Annotated in this window: 23 protein-coding genes and 1 pseudogene; 13 read left to right on the top strand and 11 right to left on the bottom strand. The window is 76.7% G+C overall.

Going from position 1 to position 20,677, the window contains the following annotated elements; genetic code table 11:
- Positions 1-167 precede the first annotated feature (167 nt).
- Genes ACI79L_RS17385 through egtE form a run of 5 tightly spaced genes read left to right on the top strand, consistent with a single transcriptional unit; the run spans position 168 to position 4,203 of the window.
- The gene (locus ACI79L_RS17385; RefSeq protein WP_456937975.1) at positions 168-983 is read left to right on the top strand and encodes a DUF4397 domain-containing protein; all 816 of its coding nucleotides are present in this window, start codon (positions 168-170) and stop codon (positions 981-983) included.
- Between the two features lies 1 nt (position 984).
- Positions 985-1,620 (top strand): class F sortase, encoded by a 636-nt coding sequence (locus ACI79L_RS17380; RefSeq protein WP_456937974.1) that lies wholly within the window; start codon positions 985-987, stop codon positions 1,618-1,620.
- A 50-nt stretch (positions 1,621-1,670) separates the two neighbouring features.
- Positions 1,671-2,270, top strand: a complete 600-nt coding sequence (locus ACI79L_RS17375; protein WP_456937973.1) for an RNA polymerase sigma factor — start codon at positions 1,671-1,673, stop codon at positions 2,268-2,270.
- Positions 2,251-3,063, top strand: a complete 813-nt coding sequence (locus tag ACI79L_RS17370; RefSeq protein ID WP_456937972.1) for an anti-sigma factor domain-containing protein — start codon at positions 2,251-2,253, stop codon at positions 3,061-3,063. Before ACI79L_RS17375 ends, ACI79L_RS17370 begins: the two co-directional genes overlap by 20 nt.
- 9 nt (positions 3,064-3,072) lie before the next feature.
- Entirely contained in the window at positions 3,073-4,203 is a 1,131-nt protein-coding gene (gene egtE, locus ACI79L_RS17365) for an ergothioneine biosynthesis PLP-dependent enzyme EgtE (protein WP_456937971.1), read from the top strand.
- Positions 4,204-4,252: 49 nt separating this feature from the next.
- On the opposite strand, the gene ACI79L_RS17360 is transcribed toward egtE, so the two are convergent.
- A complete protein-coding gene (locus tag ACI79L_RS17360) occupies positions 4,253-5,644 on the bottom strand; it encodes an 8-oxoguanine deaminase (RefSeq protein WP_456937970.1) in 1,392 nt (463 codons plus the stop codon).
- Between the two features lie 119 nt (positions 5,645-5,763).
- Between ACI79L_RS17360 and ACI79L_RS17355 the strand changes: the two genes are divergently transcribed.
- From ACI79L_RS17355 to pucD, 3 genes are read left to right on the top strand one after another with little or no spacing between them, the layout of a single operon-like run.
- Positions 5,764-6,639 carry an FAD binding domain-containing protein gene (locus ACI79L_RS17355; RefSeq protein ID WP_456937969.1) on the top strand — a complete coding sequence of 292 codons (876 nt, stop codon included), beginning with the start codon at positions 5,764-5,766 and terminating at the stop codon, positions 6,637-6,639.
- The gene (locus ACI79L_RS17350; protein WP_456937968.1) at positions 6,630-7,118 is read left to right on the top strand and encodes a (2Fe-2S)-binding protein; all 489 of its coding nucleotides are present in this window, start codon (positions 6,630-6,632) and stop codon (positions 7,116-7,118) included. The genes ACI79L_RS17355 and ACI79L_RS17350 overlap by 10 nt, the downstream gene beginning before the upstream one ends.
- Positions 7,115-9,490: a xanthine dehydrogenase subunit D gene (gene pucD, locus ACI79L_RS17345; protein WP_456937967.1), complete on the top strand. Its 2,376-nt coding sequence runs from the start codon at positions 7,115-7,117 to the stop codon at positions 9,488-9,490. The genes ACI79L_RS17350 and pucD overlap by 4 nt, the downstream gene beginning before the upstream one ends.
- Before the next feature lie 35 nt (positions 9,491-9,525).
- Here pucD and ACI79L_RS17340 read toward each other — a convergent pair whose 3' ends face one another.
- Positions 9,526-10,269 carry an SDR family NAD(P)-dependent oxidoreductase gene (locus tag ACI79L_RS17340; protein WP_456937966.1) on the bottom strand — a complete coding sequence of 248 codons (744 nt, stop codon included), beginning with the start codon at positions 10,267-10,269 and terminating at the stop codon, positions 9,526-9,528.
- Positions 10,270-10,317: 48 nt separating this feature from the next.
- Positions 10,318-11,313, bottom strand: coding sequence for an allantoicase (gene alc / locus ACI79L_RS17335; RefSeq protein WP_456937965.1), 996 nt, complete (start codon positions 11,311-11,313; stop codon positions 10,318-10,320).
- A gap of 86 nt (positions 11,314-11,399) precedes the next feature.
- On the opposite strand from alc, the gene ACI79L_RS17330 reads away from it, so the two are divergent.
- Entirely contained in the window at positions 11,400-11,561 is a 162-nt protein-coding gene (locus tag ACI79L_RS17330; RefSeq protein ID WP_456930159.1) for a hypothetical protein, read from the top strand.
- Here ACI79L_RS17330 and allB read toward each other — a convergent pair whose 3' ends face one another.
- The 8 genes from allB to ACI79L_RS17290 are packed head-to-tail and all read right to left on the bottom strand — an operon-like array spanning position 11,562 to position 18,392.
- Positions 11,562-12,890, bottom strand: a complete 1,329-nt coding sequence (gene allB, locus ACI79L_RS17325; protein ID WP_456937964.1) for an allantoinase AllB — start codon at positions 12,888-12,890, stop codon at positions 11,562-11,564.
- Positions 12,887-13,570 carry an urease accessory protein UreD gene (locus tag ACI79L_RS17320; protein ID WP_456937963.1) on the bottom strand — a complete coding sequence of 228 codons (684 nt, stop codon included), beginning with the start codon at positions 13,568-13,570 and terminating at the stop codon, positions 12,887-12,889. The genes allB and ACI79L_RS17320 overlap by 4 nt, the downstream gene beginning before the upstream one ends.
- The gene (gene ureG, locus ACI79L_RS17315; protein WP_456937962.1) at positions 13,567-14,241 is read right to left on the bottom strand and encodes an urease accessory protein UreG; all 675 of its coding nucleotides are present in this window, start codon (positions 14,239-14,241) and stop codon (positions 13,567-13,569) included. The genes ACI79L_RS17320 and ureG overlap by 4 nt, the downstream gene beginning before the upstream one ends.
- Complete coding sequence (locus ACI79L_RS17310) at positions 14,231-14,881, bottom strand: urease accessory protein UreF (RefSeq protein ID WP_456937961.1); 651 nt, start codon at positions 14,879-14,881, stop codon at positions 14,231-14,233. Before ACI79L_RS17310 ends, ureG begins: the two co-directional genes overlap by 11 nt.
- Positions 14,881-16,602, bottom strand: coding sequence for an urease subunit alpha (locus ACI79L_RS17305; RefSeq protein ID WP_456937960.1), 1,722 nt, complete (start codon positions 16,600-16,602; stop codon positions 14,881-14,883). Before ACI79L_RS17305 ends, ACI79L_RS17310 begins: the two co-directional genes overlap by 1 nt.
- Complete coding sequence (locus ACI79L_RS17300; protein ID WP_456937959.1) at positions 16,602-16,904, bottom strand: urease subunit beta; 303 nt, start codon at positions 16,902-16,904, stop codon at positions 16,602-16,604. Before ACI79L_RS17300 ends, ACI79L_RS17305 begins: the two co-directional genes overlap by 1 nt.
- Complete coding sequence (locus ACI79L_RS17295) at positions 16,901-17,203, bottom strand: urease subunit gamma (RefSeq protein ID WP_456937958.1); 303 nt, start codon at positions 17,201-17,203, stop codon at positions 16,901-16,903. The genes ACI79L_RS17300 and ACI79L_RS17295 overlap by 4 nt, the downstream gene beginning before the upstream one ends.
- 58 nt (positions 17,204-17,261) lie before the next feature.
- The gene (locus tag ACI79L_RS17290) at positions 17,262-18,392 is read right to left on the bottom strand and encodes an epoxide hydrolase family protein (protein WP_456937957.1); all 1,131 of its coding nucleotides are present in this window, start codon (positions 18,390-18,392) and stop codon (positions 17,262-17,264) included.
- 110 nt (positions 18,393-18,502) lie between these two features.
- Between ACI79L_RS17290 and ACI79L_RS17285 the strand changes: the two genes are divergently transcribed.
- From ACI79L_RS17285 to ACI79L_RS17270, 4 genes and pseudogenes are all read left to right on the top strand, one after another.
- The gene (locus ACI79L_RS17285) at positions 18,503-18,865 is read left to right on the top strand and encodes a GntR family transcriptional regulator (RefSeq protein ID WP_456937956.1); all 363 of its coding nucleotides are present in this window, start codon (positions 18,503-18,505) and stop codon (positions 18,863-18,865) included.
- 91 nt (positions 18,866-18,956) lie between these two features.
- Positions 18,957-19,271: pseudogene (locus tag ACI79L_RS17280) on the top strand (ATP-binding cassette domain-containing protein); the annotation flags it as partial.
- A 532-nt stretch (positions 19,272-19,803) separates the two neighbouring features.
- A complete protein-coding gene (locus ACI79L_RS17275) occupies positions 19,804-20,016 on the top strand; it encodes a hypothetical protein (RefSeq protein WP_456937955.1) in 213 nt (70 codons plus the stop codon).
- On the top strand, positions 20,017-20,502 hold the full coding sequence (locus tag ACI79L_RS17270; protein ID WP_456937954.1) for a hypothetical protein: 486 nt from the start codon (positions 20,017-20,019) through the stop codon (positions 20,500-20,502).
- The last annotated feature ends 175 nt before the right edge of the window (positions 20,503-20,677 follow it).

The following is a 20,677-nucleotide window of genomic DNA, read 5'->3' as shown; positions in this document are numbered from 1 at the left end:
CGCCCCCCCCCCCCCCCCCCGCCCCCCCCCCCCCGCAGGCCCCCCCCCCGCCCCCCCCCCCCCCCCCCCCCCCCCCCCCCCCCCCCCCCCCCCCCCCGGGACCTGCATCCGGACCTGCGGGTGCGCCGGAAGAGGAGGTGTCAGCACCCCCGATCCCGGAGGACCCCGTGACCCGGACCCGCACCCTCGGCCTCGCCACCGTCGCCGGAGCCGGCGCGCTCGTCGCGCTGGGCGCCACGCCGGCCGCAGCGGCCGACACCGCCACCGTCTCCGTGCTGCACGCCGTCCCGGACACCCCGGTCGACGTGTACGCCAACGGCGAGCGGCTGATCGACGACTTCCAGCCCGGCACGCTCACCGACCCGCTGTCGCTGCCGGCCGGCTCCTACGACCTGGCGCTGTTCCCCGCCGACGCCGCCGACGGCTCGGGCACGCCGCTGCTCTCGGCGAACGGCGTCGCGGTCCCGGCCGGCGCGAACGCCACCGTGGTCGCGCACCTGACCGCGGAGGGCCAGCCGGCGCTCACCCCGTTCGTCAACGACACCTCCGCGGTCCCCGCGGGCCAGGGCCGCGTCGTGGTCCGGCACGTCGCGGCCGCCCCGGCGGTCGACGTCCGCGCCGGCGGCCAGGTGGTCGCGCCGGGCCTCGCCAACCCGGACGAGGCGTCGCTCGAGGTGCCGGCCGGCACGGTCAGCGCCGACGTCGTCCTGGCCGGGACCTCCACCGTGGCGCTCGGCCCGGCCGACCTCGCGGTGACCGAGGGCGCCACGACGGTGGTCTACGCGTGGGGCTCGCAGGACGCCGGCTTCGAGCTCGCCGTCCAGACGATCGGCGGCGGGCACTCGGCGCCGTCCGGGGTCCCCGGCGGGAGCGCCGGGCTGGCCGACGACGACGGCCTCCCGCTGCCGCTGCTCGGCCTGTCCGCCCTCGGCCTGGCCGGCGCCGGCGTGGCCGCCCGCCGGCTCGCCACGACGCGGGCCTGACGTGCGACCCGCCGCCGCCGGCGTGGCCCTGGGCCTGGCCCTCGCCGTGGGCGTGCCCACCGCGTGGGAGCTGACCCGGCCCCCGGCGGCGGCGGGCGCGCCGGTCGGGCAGGTGCTCGGCACACCGGCCGCTCCCCCTCCGGCGCCGGGGCCGGCCGTCCGGGACGCCGCCCCGGCGCCGGCACCCGCCGTCGTCCCGCCCGCCCGGCTGCAGGTGCCCGCCCTCGGCGTCGACGCGCCGGTCGATCCGGCCGGGGTCGCCGCCGACGGGCAGATGGCGCTGCCGGACGACGTCGCCCGGGCCGGCTGGTACCGGTTCGGCCCGGCACCCGGGGCGCCCGGCTCCGCGGTCCTCGCCGGCCACGTCGACGACGCCGAGCAGGGCCTGGGCGCGCTCGCCCCGCTGCGCTCGGCCGAGCCGGGGCAGGAGGTGCTCGTCACCGACGCCGCCGGCGCGACGACGCGGTGGCGGGTGGTCGCGCGGGACCTGCTGGACAAGCAGGCGCTGCCGGTGGACCTGCTCTTCACGCGCGAGGGACCGCCGCGGCTGACGCTGGTCACCTGCGGCGGACCGTTCCTCCCCGACGTCGGCGGCTACCGCGACAACGTCGTCGTGGTGGCGGAGCCGATCCCGTGACCGGGCTCCTCGAGCCCCGGACCGGCCGGACGGGCCCTAGGGTCGGTGCGGTGAACACCCAGGCGGAGCCGTCGCCCTCGGGCGCGGCCGAGCCGGACGACGCCGAGGTCGCCCGGCGCTTCGCCGCGGGTGAGGAGCAGGCGCTGGCCTGGGCCTACGAGCGGTGGGCGGCGCAGGTGCACGGCATGGCGGTCCGCGCGTTCGGCCCCGGGCCCGACGCCGAGGACGTCACCCAGCAGACCTTCGTCTCCGCCTGGACCGGCCGGGCCGGCTACCGCGCCGACCAGGGCGCGCTGCCGGGCTGGCTGGTCGGCATCTGCCGTCACAAGATCGCCGACACGTGGGCGCGGCGGGACCGGCAGCGGCGCGCCGCCGAGGCCGCGCTGGCCGAGGCGCAGGCCGCGCCGCCCGGCGGGCAGGCCCCGGTGGACAGCACGGTCGCCGACCGGGTGCTGCTGCTCGGCGAGCTGGACCGCCTGGGCCAGCCGCAGCGCGGCATCATCGAGCTCGCCTTCTTCGCCGACCTCACGCACGCGCAGATCGCCGAGCGCACCGGCCTGCCGCTGGGGACGGTCAAGAGCCACATCCGGCGCACCCTGGAGCGCCTGCGCGACCGGTTGGAGGTGGACGGTGCCGCACTGCACGCCTGAGGACCTCGCGCTGGCCGCGCTCGGCGAGCCGCTCCCCGACGCCGACGCCGCGCACCTGGCCGGCTGCGCGGCCTGCGGCGCCGAGGTGGCGCGGCTGCGCCGGGCCGTCGATGCGCTGGCCGTGCCGGAGCTCGCCGTGCCCGGCCCGCCGGTCGCGCCGCCGCCCTCGCTGTGGGCGGGGATCGCCGCGGCCACCGGCGTGGGCGTGGTGCCGCGCCCGGGCGTCGTCGCGGCGTCGGCGCCCCCGGCCGGCCCGGTGCCCGACGTCGTCCCGGTGGCGCCGCCGGTCCCCGGGGCCCCACCGGTGTCCCCGGAGCCGGACGAGCCCGTCGCGCCCGTCGCGCCGGTCGTGCCGCTGCGGCCCCGCCGGTCGCGGCTGGCGCTCGCCGCCGCGGCGGCACTGGTGGCCGGGCTGGCCATCGGCGCCGGGGCGGTCGCGCTCGGCGGCCGGGACGACGCCGGCGTGCCGGTCGCCGCGACCGTGCTCGACCCGCTGGAGGGCAGCGACGCCTCCGGCCGCGCCGAGGTGGTCGAGCGGGCCGACGGCACCCGGGTGCTGCAGGTGGAGCTCGCCGCCGGCGCGCCGGAGGAGGGCTACTACGAGGCGTGGCTGCTCACCGAGTCGGTGTCCGGGCTGGTCCCGCTCGGCGTCGTCCGCGCCGGCACCGAGGAGTTCGAGCTGCCCGCGGGCCTGGACCTGGCCGAGTACCCGGTCGTCGACGTCTCGGTGGAGCCGCTCGACGGCGACCCGGCCCACTCCGGGGTCTCCATCGTCCGCGGGCAGCTGTCCTAGCGTCTGGGGGTGACCGCGCTCCACCTGCTGCTGCCCCACGACGACCTGGCCGACTCCTGGCGCACCGCCCGCCCCCGCCCGGCGGGGCGGCACCTGGACTCCGCGGCGTGCAGCCGGCAGAGCAACCGGGTGCTCGAGGCGGTCGCCCACCACGCCCGGCACGAGGCGGAGCTCGGCGGCTACGTGGCCGAGGCGACCGCCGGCGACCTGCTGCAGCAGGGCCGCAGCGTCATCGGCGGGCTGGTCGGCATGGCCGCCGCCGACGTCGTCTTCGTCGAGTCCGCGCAGGCCGCGCTGACCGCGCTGCTGGCCGCCTGGCGGCTGCCGGCCGGGACGCGGGTGGCCTGCACGCCCGGGGAGTACGCGCCGAACGCCGCCCTGCTGCGCGCCGCGGGGCTGGTGCTCGAGCCGATGGCCGTCGACGGCGACGGGCGGGTGGACGTCGCCGCGCTCGAGCGGTCGCTGGCCGCCGGCCCGCCGCGGTTCGTGCACCTCACGCACGTGGCCAGCCACCGCGGCGTCGTCCAGCCGGCCGCCGAGGTCGCGGCGCTGTGCCGGGCGCACGGCGTGCCGCTGGTGCTGGACGCCGCCCAGTCGCTCGGGCACGTCGACGTCGACCTCGGCGCCGACGTCGTCTACTCGACCTCGCGCAAGTGGCTGGCCGGTCCGCGCGGGGTCGGCCTCCTGTGCGCGCGGCCGGCGGTGGCCGCGGAGCTGGTCCCGGCGCTGCCCGCCCCGGCCGACCTGCCGCCGCTGCGGGCGCTGGAGAGCGGCGAGGCGCACGTGGCCGGCCGGGTCGGGCTGGTGCTCGCCGTCGGGGAGCACCTGGCCGCGGGCCCGCACCGGGTGCGCGAGCGGCTGGCCGCGCTGGGCCGGGCGGCGCGGCAGGTCCTCGACGGCGCCGGCGGCTGGGCCGTGGTGGAGCCGCTCGACGAGCCCACCGTGACCACCACGCTGCGCCCGCCGGACGGCGTCGACGTCGTGGCCACCCGGGCGCGGCTGCTCACCGAGCACGGCATCGTGACCACGGCGATCGAGCCCGGCCGCGCGCCGGCGGAGCTGACCGGCTGGGTGCTGCGGGTGTCGCCGCACGTCGACGGCACCCCTGACGACCTCGAGGCCCTCGCCGCCGCCCTCTGACGGGGCACGTCCGCGGAGATGCACCGTGCATCCCCGCGGACGTGCGCGGTCAGAGGGCCGCCTGCACGCGCTCGCTCACCCGGCGGTGGACGGCGAGCTGCTCGTCGAGGCCGGGGTGGACCGGCACGCCGTCCTCCACCACGAACCGCCCGCCGACGACGACGTGCCGCGCGGCCACCGGCCCGCAGCGCAGCCACGCCTCCACCGGGTCCGACAGCGCCCCCGCGAACGCCGGCCCGGTGAGCGGCCAGACGGCGAGGTCGCCGCACGCGCCCACCGACAGCTCGCCGATCTCGCCGGTGCGCCCGAGGCAGGCCGCGCCGCCGCGGGTGGCGATCTCCAGCGCGTCGCGGGCGCTGAAGGACCCCGCGCCGTGCCGCAGCTTGCCCTGCAGCATCGCCGTCCGGGCCTCCAGCCACAGCGACGCCGCGTCCGCCGACGCCGACCCGTCCACGCCCAGCCCCACCGGCGCCCCGGCCGCCCGCAGCTCGGCCACCGGCGACAGCCCGCTGCCGAGGACCATGTTCGACGACGGGCAGTGCGCCGCCCCGACCCGCGCGGCGCCGAGCCGGGTCACCTCGCCGGCCGAGGGCCACACGACGTGCGCCAGCCACACGCGGTCGGTCATCCAGCCGACGTCGGCCAGGTAGTCGACCGGGCGGCGGCCGAAGCGCTCCAGGCAGAACGCGTCCTCGTCCTGCGTCTCGGCGAGGTGGGTGTGCAGCCGGACGTCGAGCCGCTCGGCCAGCTCCGCCGTCCGCGTCATCAGCGACGTCGACACGCTGAACGGCGAGCACGGCGCCAGCGCGACGCGGGTCAGCGCGTGCGGGGAGCGGTCGTGGTGGGCGTCCACCAGGCGCTGCGACTCGGCCAGGATCTCGTCGTCGTCCTGGACGACGGAGTCCGGCGGCAGCCCGCCGTCCTTCACCGACAGCGACATCGACCCGCGGGTGAAGTGCGACCGCATGCCGAGGTCCCGCGCCGCGCGCACCTCGGCGCCGATCAGGTCGCCGCCGCCGCGCGGGTGCACGTAGAGGTGGTCGGTCGAGGTCGTGCAGCCGGCCAGCGCGAGCTCGGTGAGCCCGACGTAGGCCGACACGTACGCCGCCTCCTCGTCCAGCCGCGCCCACAGCGGGTAGAGCGTGACCAGCCACTCGAACAGGCCGCCGGTCAGCGCGGGTGCGAAGGACCGGGTGAGGTTCTGGTAGAGGTGGTGGTGGGTGTTGACCAGCCCGGGCGTCACCAGGCAGCCGCGCGCGTCCACCGTGCGGGCCGCCGCCGGCCGCGGGTCCCCGGGCCCGCCGACGCCGCTCACCACCCCGCCGGTCACGGCGACCCAGCCGCCGGCGATCTCCCGCCGCCCGTCGTCGACGGTGGCCAGCAGGTCGGCGTCGTGGACGAGCAGGTCGGCAGGGGGCCCGGGGTCGGCGGTCGTCTCCACCCGCGGCATCCTGCCGACCGCGTGTGAACACGGCGAGTCGCCACGTGCCGTCGCGCAACCCGGCCGGAACGAACCGGGGCTACCGTGGCCGTCCCCCGGGACACCGACGAGGAGTGGCCATGGAGTTCCTGCAGCCCACGACGTGGGCGGAGGCGCTGGAGGCGAAGGCCGCCCACCGCGACGCCGTGCCCATCGCCGGGGGCACCGACGTCATGGTCGCGATCAACTTCGGCCGGCTCCGCCCGTCGCTGCTGCTCGACCTCACCCGGGTCGCCGAGCTGCAGGCCTGGGAGCCCGACGACGGCGCGGTGCGGCTGGGCGCCGGCGTCCCCTACGCCCGGGTCATCACCGAGCTCGGCGACCGGCTGCCCGGGCTGGCGATGGCCGCCCGCACCATCGGCTCGCCGCAGATCCGCAACCGCGGCACCGTCGGCGGCAACCTGGCCACCGCCTCCCCGGCCGGCGACGCGCACCCCGCGCTGCTGGCCGCCGGCGCCGAGGTCGAGGTGGCGTCGGTCCGCGGCACCCGCCGGATCCCGGTCGCCGAGTTCTACACCGGCGTCAAGCGCTCCGCGCTGGCCGACGACGAGCTGATCGCCGCCGTCCGGATCACCCCGCCCACCGGCCCGCAGCAGTACAGCAAGATCGGCACCCGCAACGCGATGGTCATCGCCGTCGCCGCGTTCGGGCTGGCGCTGCACCCCGACCGCCGCGCCGTCGGCACCGGCATCGGGTCGGCCGCCCCCACCCCGCGCCGCGCCCCCGCCGCCGAGGAGTTCCTCGCCGGGGAGCTCGACGGGCTGTGGGAGTCCCGCGCCGAGCTGCCGCCGGCCACCGCCGCCCGGTTCGGCGAGCTGGTGGCCGGGGCGGCGGCGCCCATCGACGACGTCCGCGGCACCGCCCGCTACCGCGTCCACGCACTCTCGGTCATGGCCCGGCGCACGCTGACCTGGGCCTGGGCCGACTACCGGAAGGGGGACCCGACGTGCGCCTGACCTGCACCGTCAACGGCACCGAGCAGCAGGTGGACGACGTCTGGGAGGGCGAGAGCCTGCTGTACGTCCTGCGCGAGCGGATGGGCCTGCCCGGCTCGAAGAACGCCTGCGAGCAGGGCGAGTGCGGCTCGTGCACCGTCTACCTCGACGGGCTGCCGGTGTGCGCCTGCCTGGTCGCCGCCGGGCAGGCGCAGGGCCGCGAGGTCGGCACCGTCGAGGGGCTCGCCCCCGCCGGCGGGCTGCACCCCGTCCAGGAGGCGTTCCTCGAGGCCGGCGCCGTCCAGTGCGGCTTCTGCACGCCCGGGCTGCTGGTGGCCACCGACGACCTGGTCCGCCGCGCCCGGGACGAGGGCCGCACGCCCGCCGACGCCGAGATCCGCGAGGCGCTGGCCGGGAACCTCTGCCGCTGCACCGGCTACGAGAAGATCCTGGACGCCGTCCGGCTCGCGGCCGACCGCATGGCAGGTGACGCGCGATGAGCACCCCCACCCGCGCCCCGAGCGGCGCCCCCTCGCACCTGACCGGCCCTGGCAGCGGCGGCGGGGTCGGCACCGACGCGCAGCGCCCCGACGGCGTCCTCAAGGTCCGCGGCGAGTTCGCCTACGCCAGCGACCTGTGGACCGACGACATGCTGTGGGGCGTCACGCTGCGCAGCCCGCACCCCTACGCCCGCATCCGCGCGATCGACGTCGGCCCGGCGCTGGCCGTCCCCGGCGTGCACGCCGTCCTCACCTCCGACGACGTCCCCGGCGAGAAGGTCTACGGCCTCGAGCTCGCCGACCAGCCGGTGCTCGCCCTCGACGTCGTCCGCTACCAGGGCGAGCCGGTGGCGCTGGTCGCCGCCGACCACCCCGACACCGCGCGCCGGGCCGCGGCGCGGATCGTCGTCGACTACGACGTCTGGGAGCCGGTCACCGACGCGCGGCGGGCGCTGGGCCACCCGACGTGGAACCAGGTGCACGACGCGCCGGCCGAGGTCACCGAGCTCAGCCGGGAGAGCGCCCACCTGCACCCGCACGGCAACCTGGTGCGCCACCTCAAGGTGCGCAAGGGCGACCCGGCGCCCACCGCCGAGGTCGTCGTGGTCGGCGAGTACGAGGTCGGCATGCAGGACCAGGCCTTCCTCGGCCCGGAGTCCGGGCTGGCGGTGCCCGGCGAGGACGGCGGCGTCGACCTGTACGTGGCCACCCAGTGGCTCCACGTGGACCAGCGGCAGGTCTGCGCGGCGCTGGGCATGCCACCGGAGAAGGTGCGGCTGACCCTCGCCGGCGTCGGCGGCGCGTTCGGCGGCCGCGAGGACCTGTCCATGCACGTGCACGCCTGCCTGCTCGCGCTGCACACCGGCCGGCCGGTGAAGATGTCCTACAACCGCGAGGAGTCCTTCTTCGGGCACGTGCACCGCCACCCGGCGACCATGCGCTACGAGCACGGCGCCACCCGCGGCGGCGACCTGGTCTACGTGAAGGCGGAGATCTACTTCGACGGCGGCGCCTACGCCTCCAGCACGCCGGCGGTCGTGGGCAACGGCGGCACGATGGGCATCGGCCCCTACGTGGTCCCGAACGTGCACGTCGACTGCTACGGCGCGTACACCAACAACCCGCCGTGCGGCGCCATGCGCGGGTTCGGGTCGGTGCAGACCGCCTTCGCCTACGAGGCGCAGATGGACGCCCTCGCCGCCGAGCTGGGCATGGACCCGGTCGAGCTGCGCTGCCGCAACGCGATGGAGCAGGGCTCGGAGACGCCCACCGGTCAGGTCGTCGACAGCCCCGCGCCGGTCGCGGAGCTGCTGCGCCGGCTGGAGGCGATGCCGCTGCCGCCGGCGCCCGCCACCGGCGACGACGTCGACCTGCGGCACATGCCCGGCGGGGTGTCCAACACCACCCACGGCGAGGGCGTGCGCCGCGGCGTCGGGTACGCCGTCGCCTACAAGAACGTGGCCTTCTCCGAGGGCTTCGACGACTACTCGACCGCGCGGGTGCGGCTGGAGGTGGTCGGCGGCGAGGCGGTCGCGACCGTGCACACCGCGGCCGCCGAGGTCGGCCAGGGCCTGGTCACCGTCGAGCAGCAGATCGCCCGCACCGAGCTCGGCGTGGACGCCGTCGTGCTCCACCCGAAGGACACCGGCGTCGGGTCGGCCGGGTCCAGCTCGGCGTCCCGGCAGACCTACGTCACCGGCGGCGCGGTCAAGGCCGCGTGCGAGGCGGTCCGCGGCCGGGTGCTGGAGCTCGCGCGGTCCGCCGTCGGCCGGCCGGTGGCCGACCTGCGGCTGGACGGCGGCAAGGTCGTGTCCGACCTCGAGGGCGTGGCGCTGCCGCTGGCCGACGTGCTCGGTGACGCGGCGGTCGAGGAGACCGTCGAGTGGCGGCACCGGCCCACCGAGGCGATCGACCCGGAGACCGGCCAGGGCTTCGCGCACGTGCAGTACGCCTTCTCCGCGCACCGGGCCGTGGTCGACGTCGACACCGAGCTCGGGCTGGTCAAGGTCGTGGAGATGGCCTGCACGCAGGACGTCGGCAAGGCGATCAACCCGCAGGCCGTCGTCGGGCAGATCCAGGGCGGGACGGCGCAGGGGCTGGGCCTGGCGGTGATGGAGGAGATCTTGGTCCGCGACGGCCGCGTACAGAACCCGTCGTTCACCGACTACCTCATCCCGACCGTGCTGGACATGCCGCCGATGCGCATCGAGGTGCTGGAGTACGCCGACCCGCACGCGCCCTACGGCCTGCGCGGCGTCGGCGAGGCGCCGAACATCTCCTCCGGGCCCGCGGTGCTCGCCGCGATCCGCCAGGCGACGGGCCTGCCGCTGACCCGCGTCCCCGTCCGCCCCGAGCACGTCACCGGGACCTGACCCCGCGGGCGGCAGGAACGGCCATTTGTGCCGCCCTACGCGGCGACCCCGGCGAGGCGGTCCATCGCGGCCAGCACGCGGTCCTGCAGGGCGGGGTCCTCGAGGGCGCGGGGCGTGCGCGCCGGGCGGCGGCCGGCGGTGTAGCCGCCGGGCCAGTCGCCGGCCGCGGCGTGCGTCACCCGCGCGCCGCCGTCCTCGACGTCCCCGGGCGCGCCCGGGGAGGCCAGCTTGGTGCGCACCCAGCCCGGGTCGACCGCGCCCACCCGCAGGTGCGGCAGGCGGCGGGCCCAGCCCAGGGCCAGGACGACGTCGAGCGCCTTGGAGTCGGCGTAGGCGCGCGCCGGCTCGCGCGCGCCGCCGAGGTCGCCGGGGTCGACGCGGCCCGAGCCGACCATGCCGCTGCCGAGGAAGACCAGCCGCCCGCGCACCCGCTCGTGCACCAGCGCGGTGAGCAGGTGCGGGGCCAGCGCGTTGACGGCGAACGCGAGCTCGTGGCCCTGCGCGCTGGCCGGCGCGCCGTCCGGCGGCCACACGCCGGCGTTGTGCACCAGCGCGTCCACCTCCCCGAGCTGCCCGGCGAGCGCGCGGACCTGGTCCAGGTCGGCCAGGTCGCCGGTGACCAGCCGGACGTCCCCGAGCCGGCCGAGCTCCTCGGCGACCGGGGCACCGCGGGCCTCGCTGCGCGCGTGCAGGACGACGGTGTGCCCGCCGCCCAGCAGCCGCCGCGCGGCCGCCCGGCCGATGCCGTCGGTGGAGCCGGTGATCGCGATCGTCGCCACGGACCGGCCCTACCCGTCGCCGGCGGCAGAAATGGCCATTTCTGCCGCTCAACCCAGGGCGGTCGCCTCCCACCGCTGCTGCAGGGCGGCGCGGCCGGCGCCGGTGGGGCGGCCCCACAGCCGCAGGCGGGCCATGCCGCCGTCGGGGAAGACGTCCATCCGCACCGCGGTCACCGCGGCGTCGCCGGGCAGGACGAACCGGTGCCGGGTGTCGGGCTGCAGCGGCGTGCGGGGCAGCAGCTGCACCTCGGCGCCGTCCGCCGTCCGGCCGGTCAGCGACGCCGCCCCGGGCGCGTTGCCGAGGAACCACGAGGTGTCGAGCTCGGCCAGGGTCACCGTGCCCTCGCAGGCCAGCGCCACCTCGACCCAGTCGTTGCCGTCGTCGCGGCGGCGGGCGTTCTCCCAGCCCTCGCCCATCGAGCGGGCCTCGCCGCGGCCGATGAGCTGGTGCGGGCTGCCGTAGAAGGCGTTGCTCACCCCGGCGACCCGCCCGCCGTTCTCCAGCGCGGCGAGGTCGCACGGGCCGGCGTCGAGCAGCCGCGGGTCGGGCACGACCTCGCCGTGCACCCGCAGCCGCGCCACGCCGCCGTCGGGGTGGATGGACAGCCGCACGTGCGTCACCCGCGGCCCCGGCTCGACGGTGAAGCGGTTCGCGGTGCCCCCGGCCAGGTCCGACAGCGGCAGCAGCGGGAACCAGTCGGCGCCGGCCAGCGCGGCCGCCGGCGGGTGGCCCTCGACGGAGGCGCCCTCCAGCGAGGCCCGCGGCGGGAAGTTGCCGAGGAAGAACGCGGTGTCGACGACGACGGCGTGCACCACGCCCGGCATGCCGAGCCGCACGACCGCCCAGTCGTGCCCGGGCTCCCGGCGCCGGCGGGTCTCCCAGCCGTCGTACTCCTTGCCGCGGGCGCCGAAGTCGTCACGCGCCCGCGCCGGCCCGGGCAGGACCAGGTTCTCCTTGCCGGCGAAGAACTCGTCGTTGGCGGCCACCACGGCGCCGCCCTGCGTACGGACGGCGAGGTCGGGCAGGTCGAACGGGTCGCTCATGGGTCTCCTCGTCGGCGGCGGTCGCGGGTCACTGTGGCACGGGCGGGGTAGAGCGCCGGGGTCCGCGAGAGATCCGAGGAGGACCCGTGTCCGAACCCACCGACGACCTGCGCGAGCGCGCCCGCGAGCACGTCGAGCAGATGCCCGCCGAGACCGCGCTGGGCAACGCCGACCCCGCCGGCGGCTCCACCGACGACCCGCAGATCATGGACCAGGCCGCCCGCGAGGAGGGCGAACAGCAGTCGTGATCAGCGGTCCCCTCGGCTGAGCAGCCGGCCGAGGGGGCTGCCGTCGGCCTCCCGCCCGCGCAGCCAGGTCCGCCGGACGACGCCGGTGAGCTCGCGCCCTGCGTAGGGCGTCACCGGGTTGCGGTGCTCGAGCCGGCCCACGGTGAACCGCTCGTCGGGCGCGAAGGCCACCAGGTCGGCGTCCCTCCCGACGGCGATCGCACCCTTGCCCGGCAGCCCGGCCAGCCGCGCCGGCGCCGCCGCCATCCAGCCCACCACCTCCGCCAACGGCACCCCGCGGGCCCGCGCGCCGGTCCACACCGCCGGCAGCGCCACCTGCAGCCCCGCGATGCCGCCCCACGCCAGCCCGAAGTCGCCGACGTCGAGCCGCTTGAGCTCCGGCGTGCACGGCGAGTGGTCGCTGACCACCATGTCGATCACGGGAGGGCCGCCGTCGCCGGCCGTCAGCGCGCCCCACAGCGCCTCCCGGTGCGCCGCCTCGCGGATCGGCGGGCAGCACTTGTACGCGGTGTCGCCGTCGGGCACGTCCTCGGCGGTGAAGGTCAGGTAGTGGGGGCAGGTCTCCACGGTGACCCGCACCCCGGACGCCCGGGCGGCGCGCAGCAGCGGCAGCGCGTCGCCGTCGGCCAGGTGGACGACGTGGCTGCGCGCGCCGGTGTCCCGGGTGGCCGCCACCAGCCGGCCGATCGCCGTCTCCTCGGCCGCGGGCGGGCGGGAGGCGAGGAACGCCGCGTAGCTGGCCCCGGCGGGCCCGGGCGCCGCCTCGATCACCTGCTCGTCCTCGGCGTGCGCGATCAGCAGCCCGTCGAACGACGCCAGCTCGGCCAGCGTTGCGCGCAGCCCGGCGTCGTCCAGCGGCGGGAACTCCGGGACGCCGGAGTCGAGCAGGAAGCACTTGAACCCGACGACGCCGGCCTCGTGCATCGGCCGCAGTTCCGCGAGGTTGCCCGGCACCGCGCCGCCCCAGAACGCCACGTCCACGGCGACCTGCCCGGCCGCGACCTCCCGCTTGACCCGCAGCGCCTCGAGCGTGGTGGTCGCCGGCACGGAGTTCAGCGGCATGTCCACGACCGTGGTGATGCCGCCGGCGGCCGCGGCGCGGGTGGCGGTGGCGAAGCCCTCCCACTCGGTGCGGCCGGGCTCGTTGACGTGCACGTGGCTGTCGACCAGCCCGGGCAGCAGCACCTCGTCGTCGGCGAGGGTGACCGCGCCGGCCGGGACGTCGTCGTAGCCGGTGACCGCGGTGACCACGCCGCCGGCGGTGTGCACCGCGGCGGCGCGCTCACCGCCCGGCAGCACCACCCGCCGTGCCCGGACGACGAGCGTCACGCCACCGCCTCCACCGCGCGCACCACGGAGTGCAGCTCGGTCCCCCAGGCGGTGGCCACCCACCCGTTCTCCAGCGGCAGGCGGACGGCGTCGTCGGCGGTCAGCACCCCGGCAGCCTGCCCCACGTGCACCGTGGACGCCCAGGCGCGCGGCGCGACCGGCGGCAGCCAGGCCGGGGCGCCGGGTCCCAGGCCGACGGTCGTGTGCACCAGCGGCCGCCCGTCGACGACCACCCGCGTGGTGCCGGTCCACCGGCCGGGCTCCTCGCCGGTGCGGCCGAGAAGCACCTGCTCGGTGGCGGTGAGGACGGCACCCGCCGCCAGCGACGCGGTCAGCTCGGCCCGGTGGTGCGCGCGGACGGCGACCACGGTGGGCTCCGGCCGCAGGTCCAGCTCCCCGGCCACCTCGGCGGCGACGCGCTGCACCGAGGGCCGGTCGCCGTCGCGGGCGGGCAGCGCGACGGCCGCGGCCACCGACCGCACCGCCAGCGTGGCGCCCTCCTCGACCACCAGCCGGACCTCGGCGTCGTCCCCGCCCAGCGGGCCGAACGCCGTCGCCACGATGTGCACCGAGGACGGACCGGTCCGGCGCACCGCCAGCTGCCCGTTCGCGCGGACCACCGGCAGCACCGTGCGCCCGCCGGGCCCGCGCCGCGCGACGACCTCGACCCGCGTCCTCACGCCCGCTGCAGCCGGCGGGCCCGCACCTGCTCGCGCACCCAGTCGGCCACGGGCCCCGCCGTGGGGTCCTCCCGCAGCGAGACGAGCAGCGTCGGCTTCTCCCCGCGCACCAGCGCCGAGTCCCGCCGCATGACGTCGAGGTCGGCGCCCACCAGCGGCGCGAGGTCGGTCTTGTTCACCACCAGCAGGTCGCTCGCGGTGACCCCGGGCCCGCCCTTGCGCGGCACCTTGTCCCCGCCGGCGACGTCGACGACGAACACCTGCACGTCGACCAGCCCGTAGCTGAAGCTCGCCGTCAGGTTGTCCCCGCCGGACTCGACGAACACCAGCTCCAGGCCGGGGTGGCGCGCCTCGAGCAGCTCGACGGCGTCGAGGTTGGCCGTGATGTCGTCGCGGATGGCGGTGTGCGGGCAGCAGCCGGTCTGCACCGCCTCGATCCGGTCGTCGGGGAGGACGGCGTTGCGGCGCAGGAAGTCGGCGTCCTCGGTCGTGTAGATGTCGTTGGTGACGACGGCGAGGTCGTACTCGGCACCCAGCGTGCGGCACAGGGCCGCGGCCAGCGCGGTCTTCCCCGAGCCGACCGGGCCGCCGAGCCCGACGCGCAGCGGCCCGCCGTGCCGGTGCGGGACCTCCGCGTCGACGTAGTCCTGGAGGTTGTGGTCAGGAGGCAAAGAAGCGGTCCCCTCTCGTGGCGTGCACCTCGGCCAGCAGGTCGAGGAGCGGGTCGGCGTCGGCGGGCAGGCGGCAGAAATGGCCATTTCTGCCGCTCTCCGCGGCGGTGGTGGCGACGGCGTCGATCTCCGGCGCGAGCCGCGCGGTGACGGCCGCGACGGTGAGTGGGTCCATGGCGAGCAGCCGCTGGGCCGCCGTCGCCGGGCCGCTGACCGACAGGTACGCGGCGGCCGCGGCGGCGTCCCGGGCGGTGAGCCCGCCCGCGGCCGCGGCGACGCCGAGCGCGACCGGGTGGTGCGGCGCGGCCGGCAGCGCGTCCCAGGCCGGCGACGGCCACGCCCGGCGGCCGACCCGCACCAGCCCGCGGCCCTGCTGCCGGGAGGCCGCCCGCAGCGCCGGCGACGGCGTCCGGGCGTCGGCCTCGGCGTCGAGTCCCGCGAGGTCCCCGCCCCGGCACGCCGCGGCCGCCAGGCCGGCCGCCACGGCACCCGCCGTCGCCAGCCGGCGCAGCAGGAAGGCCGCCAGCGACGCCGGGTCGTGCACCAGCCCGGCCGCGACCGCCTGCTCCACCCCGCCGGAGTGCGTGTGCCCGCCGGCGGGGAGCCGGGAGTCGGCCAGCGTCAGCAGCGCGGCCGTCATCAGAAGAGGAAGTACCGCTGCGCCATCGGCAGCTCGCGCACAGGCTCGGGCTCCCACACCTCGCCGTCGACGGTGACCGTGAAGGTGTCCGGGTCGACGCGGATCTCCGGCAGCGCGGTGTTCTCCGGCATGTCGGCCTTGGCGAGCCGGGTGGTGTCGGTGACCGCGGCCAGCCGCCGGTCGACCGCCAGCCGGTTCCCCAGGCCCGCCTCGAGCGCCGCCGGGGCGACGAAGTGCAGCGACGTCCGCGCGGGGACGCGGCCGTAGGCGCCGAACATGGGCCGGGGCAGCTGCGGCTGCGGCGTCGGGATGGAGGCGTTGGCGTCGCCCATCTGCGCCCAGGCGACGACCCCGCCCTTGAGCACCGCGTGCGGGCGGACGCCGAAGAAGCGCGGGTCCCACAGCACCAGGTCGGCGAGCTTGCCGGGCTCGACCGAGCCCACCTCGCCGTCGATGCCGTGCGCCACCGCGGGGCAGATCGTGTACTTCGCGACGTACCGGCGGGCCCGCAGGTTGTCCGCGGCGCCGTCGCCGGCCAGCGACCCGCGCTTGCGCTTCATCACGTGCGCGGTCTGCCAGGTGCGCAGGACCACCTCGCCGACCCGGCCCATCGCCTGCGCGTCGGAGCCGATCATCGAGATGGCGCCGAGGTCGTGCAGCAGGTCCTCGGCGGCGATCGTCGTCGGCCGAATCCGGCTCTCGGCGAAGGCGAGGTCCTCCGGGACGGAGGAGTCCAGGTGGTGGCAGACCATGAGCATGTCGAGGTGCTCGTCGAGGGTGTTCACCGTGTGCGGCCGGGTCGGGTTGGTGCTGCTCGGCAGCACGTTCGGGTGCCCGGCCACGGTGATGATGTCCGGCGCGTGACCGCCCCCGGCACCCTCGGTGTGGTAGGCGTGGATCGACCGGCCGGCGATCGCGGCCAGGGTGTCCTCGACGAACCCGGCCTCGTTGAGCGTGTCCGAGTGCAGCGCCACCGGGACGCCGTGCCGGCCGGCGACGGTGAGGCAGGCGTCGATCGCCGCGGGCGTCGAGCCCCAGTCCTCGTGCAGCTTGAAGCCGCTCGCCCCGCCGCGGAGCTGCTCCTCCATCGACTCCTGCGAGACGGTGTTGCCCTTGCCCAGCAACGCGACGTTCACCGGCCACGGGTCCATCGCCTCGAGCATGCGCGCCAGGTACCAGTCGCCCGGGGTGATCGTGGTGGCCTTCGAGCCCTCCGCCGGACCGGTGCCGCCGCCGATGAGCGTGGTGACGCCCGAGCCCAGCGCCGTCGGCACGATCTGCGGGCAGATGAAGTGGACGTGGCAGTCGATGCCGCCGGCGGTGAGGATCCGCCCGTTGCCGGCCATCACCTCGGTGCCGGGGCCGATGACCAGGTCCGGGTGGACGCCGTCCATCGTGTCGGGGTTGCCGGCCTTGCCCAGCGCGACGATGCGCCCGTCACGGACACCGACGTCGGCCTTGACGACCCCCCAGTGGTCCAGCACGACGGCGCCGGTGATGACCAGGTCGGGGGCGCCCTCGGCGCGGGTGGCGCGGCCCTGGCCCATCGACTCGCGGATCACCTTGCCGCCGCCGAACACCGCCTCCTCGCCGGCCCGGCCGGGGCCGCCGCAGCGGTCCTCCTCGACCTCGATGAGCAGGTCGGTGTCGGCCAGCCGGATCCGGTCGCCGGTGGTCGGCCCGTACAGCTGCGCGTAGCGCTCGCGGGACAGCTGCACCATCAGCCGAGCCCTCCCTCTCCGGTCAGGCCGGGGACGACGCGCGCGCTGGCCAGCGGCACCAGCGTCACGGTGCGGGTGATGCCGGGCTCGAAGCGGACGGCGGTGCCGGCGGCGACGTCGAGCCGGTGGCCGTGTGCGGCGGCCCGGTCGAACCGCAGCGCCCGGTTGGTCTGCGCGAAGTGGTAGTGCGAGCCCACCTGCACCGGCCGGTCGCCGGTGTTGGTCACCTCGAGCTCGATCCGCGGGGCGCCGGGCAGCGTCTCGATCGTCCCCTCCGCGGGGATCACCTCGCCGGGGATCACGGGATCGGCTGGTGGACGGTCACGAGCTTGGTCCCGTCCGGGAAGGTGGCCTCCACCTGCACCTCCTCCAGCAGCTCGGGGACGCCGTCCATAACGTCGTCGCGGGTGAGGACCGTGCGGCCCGACTGCATGAGCTCGGCGACCAGGACGCCGTCGCGGGCGCCCTCCAGCACGTGGTCGGTGATGACCGCCGTCGCCTCCGGGAGGTTCAGCCGCAGCCCCCGGGCGCGCCGTCGGCGGGCGAGGTCGGCGGCGTAGGAGAGCAGCAGGCGCTCCTGCTCGTGCGGGGAGAGGTGCACGCGGGGTCCTCCGGGGTCGGCGGAGCCCGGACGCTAGTTGCCCCGTGTGTCGCGGCGGTTACCTGAGCGGGCGGAAGAACGCCCGGACGTCGGCCACCAGCTCCGCCGGCCGCTCCATCGCCGCGAAGTGCCCGCCGCTGTCGTGCTCACGCCACGCCCGCAGGTCGGTCAGCTGCCGCTCCGCCCACGCCCGGGGCGGCACGAAGATCTCCCCGGGGAACATCGACACGCCGCTGGGGACGTCGACCCGCGGCGTCCGCTCCTCCGGCGCCCGGGCCATCTCCCAGTACATCCGCGCCGACGACGTCGCCGTGCCGGTGAACCAGTACACCGAGACGTCGTCGAGCAGCCGGTCGACGCCGAGGACCCCGACCGGGTCGCCGCCGGTGTCGGTCCAGGCGTGGAACTTCTCGAGGACCCACGCGCACTGGCCGGCCGGGGAGTCGGTCAGGCCGTAGCCGAGCGTCTGGGGCCGGGTGCGGTGCTGGTGGCTGTAGGCCGAGCCGTCGTCGCGGAAGGCCCGCATCCGGTCCAGCGCCCGCTGCTCGCGCTCGTCGAGGTCCGTCCGCCCCTCCGGCGGGACGGTCACCACCATGTTCAGGTGCACGCCGACCACCCGGTCGGGGTGCCGCGCCCCCAGGTTGGCCGACACGAACGACCCGATGTCCCCGCCCTGGGCGCCGAAGCGCTCGTACCCGAGCCGGCGCATCAGCTCCGCCCAGGCGTCGGCGGTCCGCGCCGGCCCCCAGCCGGGTGCCGTCGGCTTCCCGCTCCACCCGTAGCCCGGCAGCGACGGGGCGACGACGGTGAAGGCGTCGCGCGGGTCCTCGGGGTCGGTGAGCGGGCCGATCACCTCGAGGAACTCGACGACCGAGCCGGGCCAGCCGTGGGTGAGGACCAGCGGCAGCGCGTCCGGGTGCGGCGAGCGGACGTGCAGGGCGTGCACCGGCAGCCCGTCGATCTCCGTGACCACCTGCGGGAACGCGTTGATCCGCGCCTGCCGGGCCGGCCAGTCGTACTCCTCGGCCCAGTACCGGCAGACCTCCTGCAGCACGTCCACCGGGACGCCCTGCGCCCACCCGTCCGCCGTCGGCGGGTCCGGCCAGCGGGTGGCACGGAGCCGGCGGCGCAGGTCCGCCACCGCGTCCGGCGGCACGTCGACGCTGAAGGGCCTGACGACGTCGTCCACGGGCGCGACCGTAGCCGGGGTTTACGCCCCGGACGAGCCGGTTCTACGGTCCATTACATGAGTAGTGAACCCAGGGGCCCCGGGGACCCTGGCGGTAGTGGGCGTCTCCGGTGAACGAGGACGCCGGCCCGATCTTCCGGCAGGTCGCCGCGCAGATCGAGAACGCGATCGTCGACGGCTCCCTCGCCGAGGAGAGCCAGGCGCCCTCGTCCAACGAGCTCAGCGCCTTCCACCGCATCAACCCCGCCACCGCGGCCAAGGGCCTCAACCAGCTGGTGGCCGACGGGGTCCTCTACAAGAGACGAGGAGTCGGCATGTTCGTCGCCACGGGCGCCCGCGAGCAGTTGCTCGAGCGCCGCCGCAGCGAGTTCGCCGACCAGTACGTCCGCCCCCTGATGACCGAGGCCCACAAGCTCGGCATCTCCACCCGCGAGCTGGCCACCATGATCGACCGCTGGGAGGACGAGCGATGAGCGACGCCGCCGCCACGCTCACCGACGTGACGATGCGGTACCGGAGCACACCGCTCTCGACGGCGTCACCACGGGCTTCGCCACCGACGGCATCACCGGCCTGCTCGGCCGCAACGGCGCCGGCAAGACCACGCTCATGCAGCTGCTCACCGGGCACCGCGTGCCCACCCGCGGCAGCGTGCGGGTGCTGGGCGCCGACCCCTACGAGGACGACGCCGTCCTGCAGCAGGTCTGCTTCGTCAAGGGGAGCCAGCGCTACCCGGACAACTTCCGGGTGCGCGACGCCCTGAGCGCGGCCGCCACCCTCTTCCCGACCTGGGACGAGGACCTGGCGCGGTCGCTGGTGGCCGACTTCGGCCTGCCGCCCCGCCGGCTGGTCAAGAAGCTCTCCCGCGGCATGGTCTCCGCCGTCGGCATCACCATCGGCCTGGCCTCGCGGGCGCCGCTCACCCTGTTCGACGAGCCCTACCTGGGCCTCGACGCCGTCGCCCGGCAGCTGTTCTACGACCGGCTGATCGCCGACTACGCGGAGAACCCGCGCACGATCGTCCTGTCGACCCACCTCATCGAGGAGATCAGCGGCCTGCTCGAGCACGTCCTGCTCATCGACGCCGGCCGGGTCCTCCTCGACGACGACGCCGACGACCTGCGGGCCGCCGCCCTCACCGTGACCGGCCGCGCCGACGCCGTCGCCGCGTTCGGCCGGCAGCACGAGGTGCTGACCACCGAGACGCTGGGCGGCTCCAGCCGCGCGGTCGTCCGGCTGCGCGGGCCCGTGGACACCGACGACCTCGCCGCGGCCGGCGTCACCGCCGAGCGCACGCCCCTGCAGCAGCTCGTCTCGTCGCCCTCAGCTCCCGCACCGCCGCGACCCGCCCGGTGGCCGTCCCCCACGGCCCGTCCTCCGACGACGACTTCTCCTTCGAAGGGGCCACCCGATGAACCGCACGCTGGCCGCGGCCCGCCTGCACCTGATCAACCCCCTGCAGATCATCGGCATCCCGTGGGGCATCGCCCTGCTGAGCTTCGCCATCAACCTGCCGATCTGGGGGCTCACCGCCGCGAGCGAGCAGCCCGGCGGGGGGATCAACGGCGGCGTCCTGTCCCTCTACGTCTCCGTGCTGGTGGTGTTCGTCCAGTCGGTGACCTAGTTGCTGCCGTTCGCCATGGGGATGAGCCTCAGCCGGCGCACGTTCTACCGGGGCACCGCCGTCGTCGCGGTCGGCTCCGCCCTCGCGTACGGCGTGGTCCTCGCGACCCTGGTCGCCATCGAGGACGCCACCGGCGGCTGGGGCGTCCGGCTGAACTTCTGGGCGCCCGGCAAGCTCGACGTCGACAACTGGGCGCTGCAGGTCGTCGTCTCCGGTGCACCGATGCTCGCCGCCGCCTTCCTCGGCGTCGCCTTCGGCGTGGTGACGAAGCGGTGGGGGCAGCTCGGACTGTGGAGCCTGGTGGTCGGCGGGATCCTGCTCTTCGGCGGGCTCGCCATCCTCGTCTCGTGGCAGCGCGCCTGGGGCGACGTCGGCACCTGGCTGACCGAGCAGTCGATGCTGACCCTGGCGGTCCTCGTGCCGGCGGCGCTCGGGGTGATAGCCGCGGCGCTGTCGTTCGCAGGCCTCCGCCGCATCGTCCCCTGAGGTCGGGTGGCCGCCGACGAACGCACACGGCCCCGGTTTCGTCAGGACGGATCCGGGGCGGTGGTGCATTCCGGTCGGGCCGTGTCGGGGAATGCAGAAGGGGGGGCGGGCGCCGCCCCGGGGGGGGGGGCGGCGGGGGCGGGGTTTTTGGGGGGGGGCGTGATCGACAACTCCC

This window comes from Geodermatophilus sp. SYSU D00684 (assembly GCF_054050455.1).
This window is presented reverse-complemented; position numbering and strand designations above follow the sequence as displayed.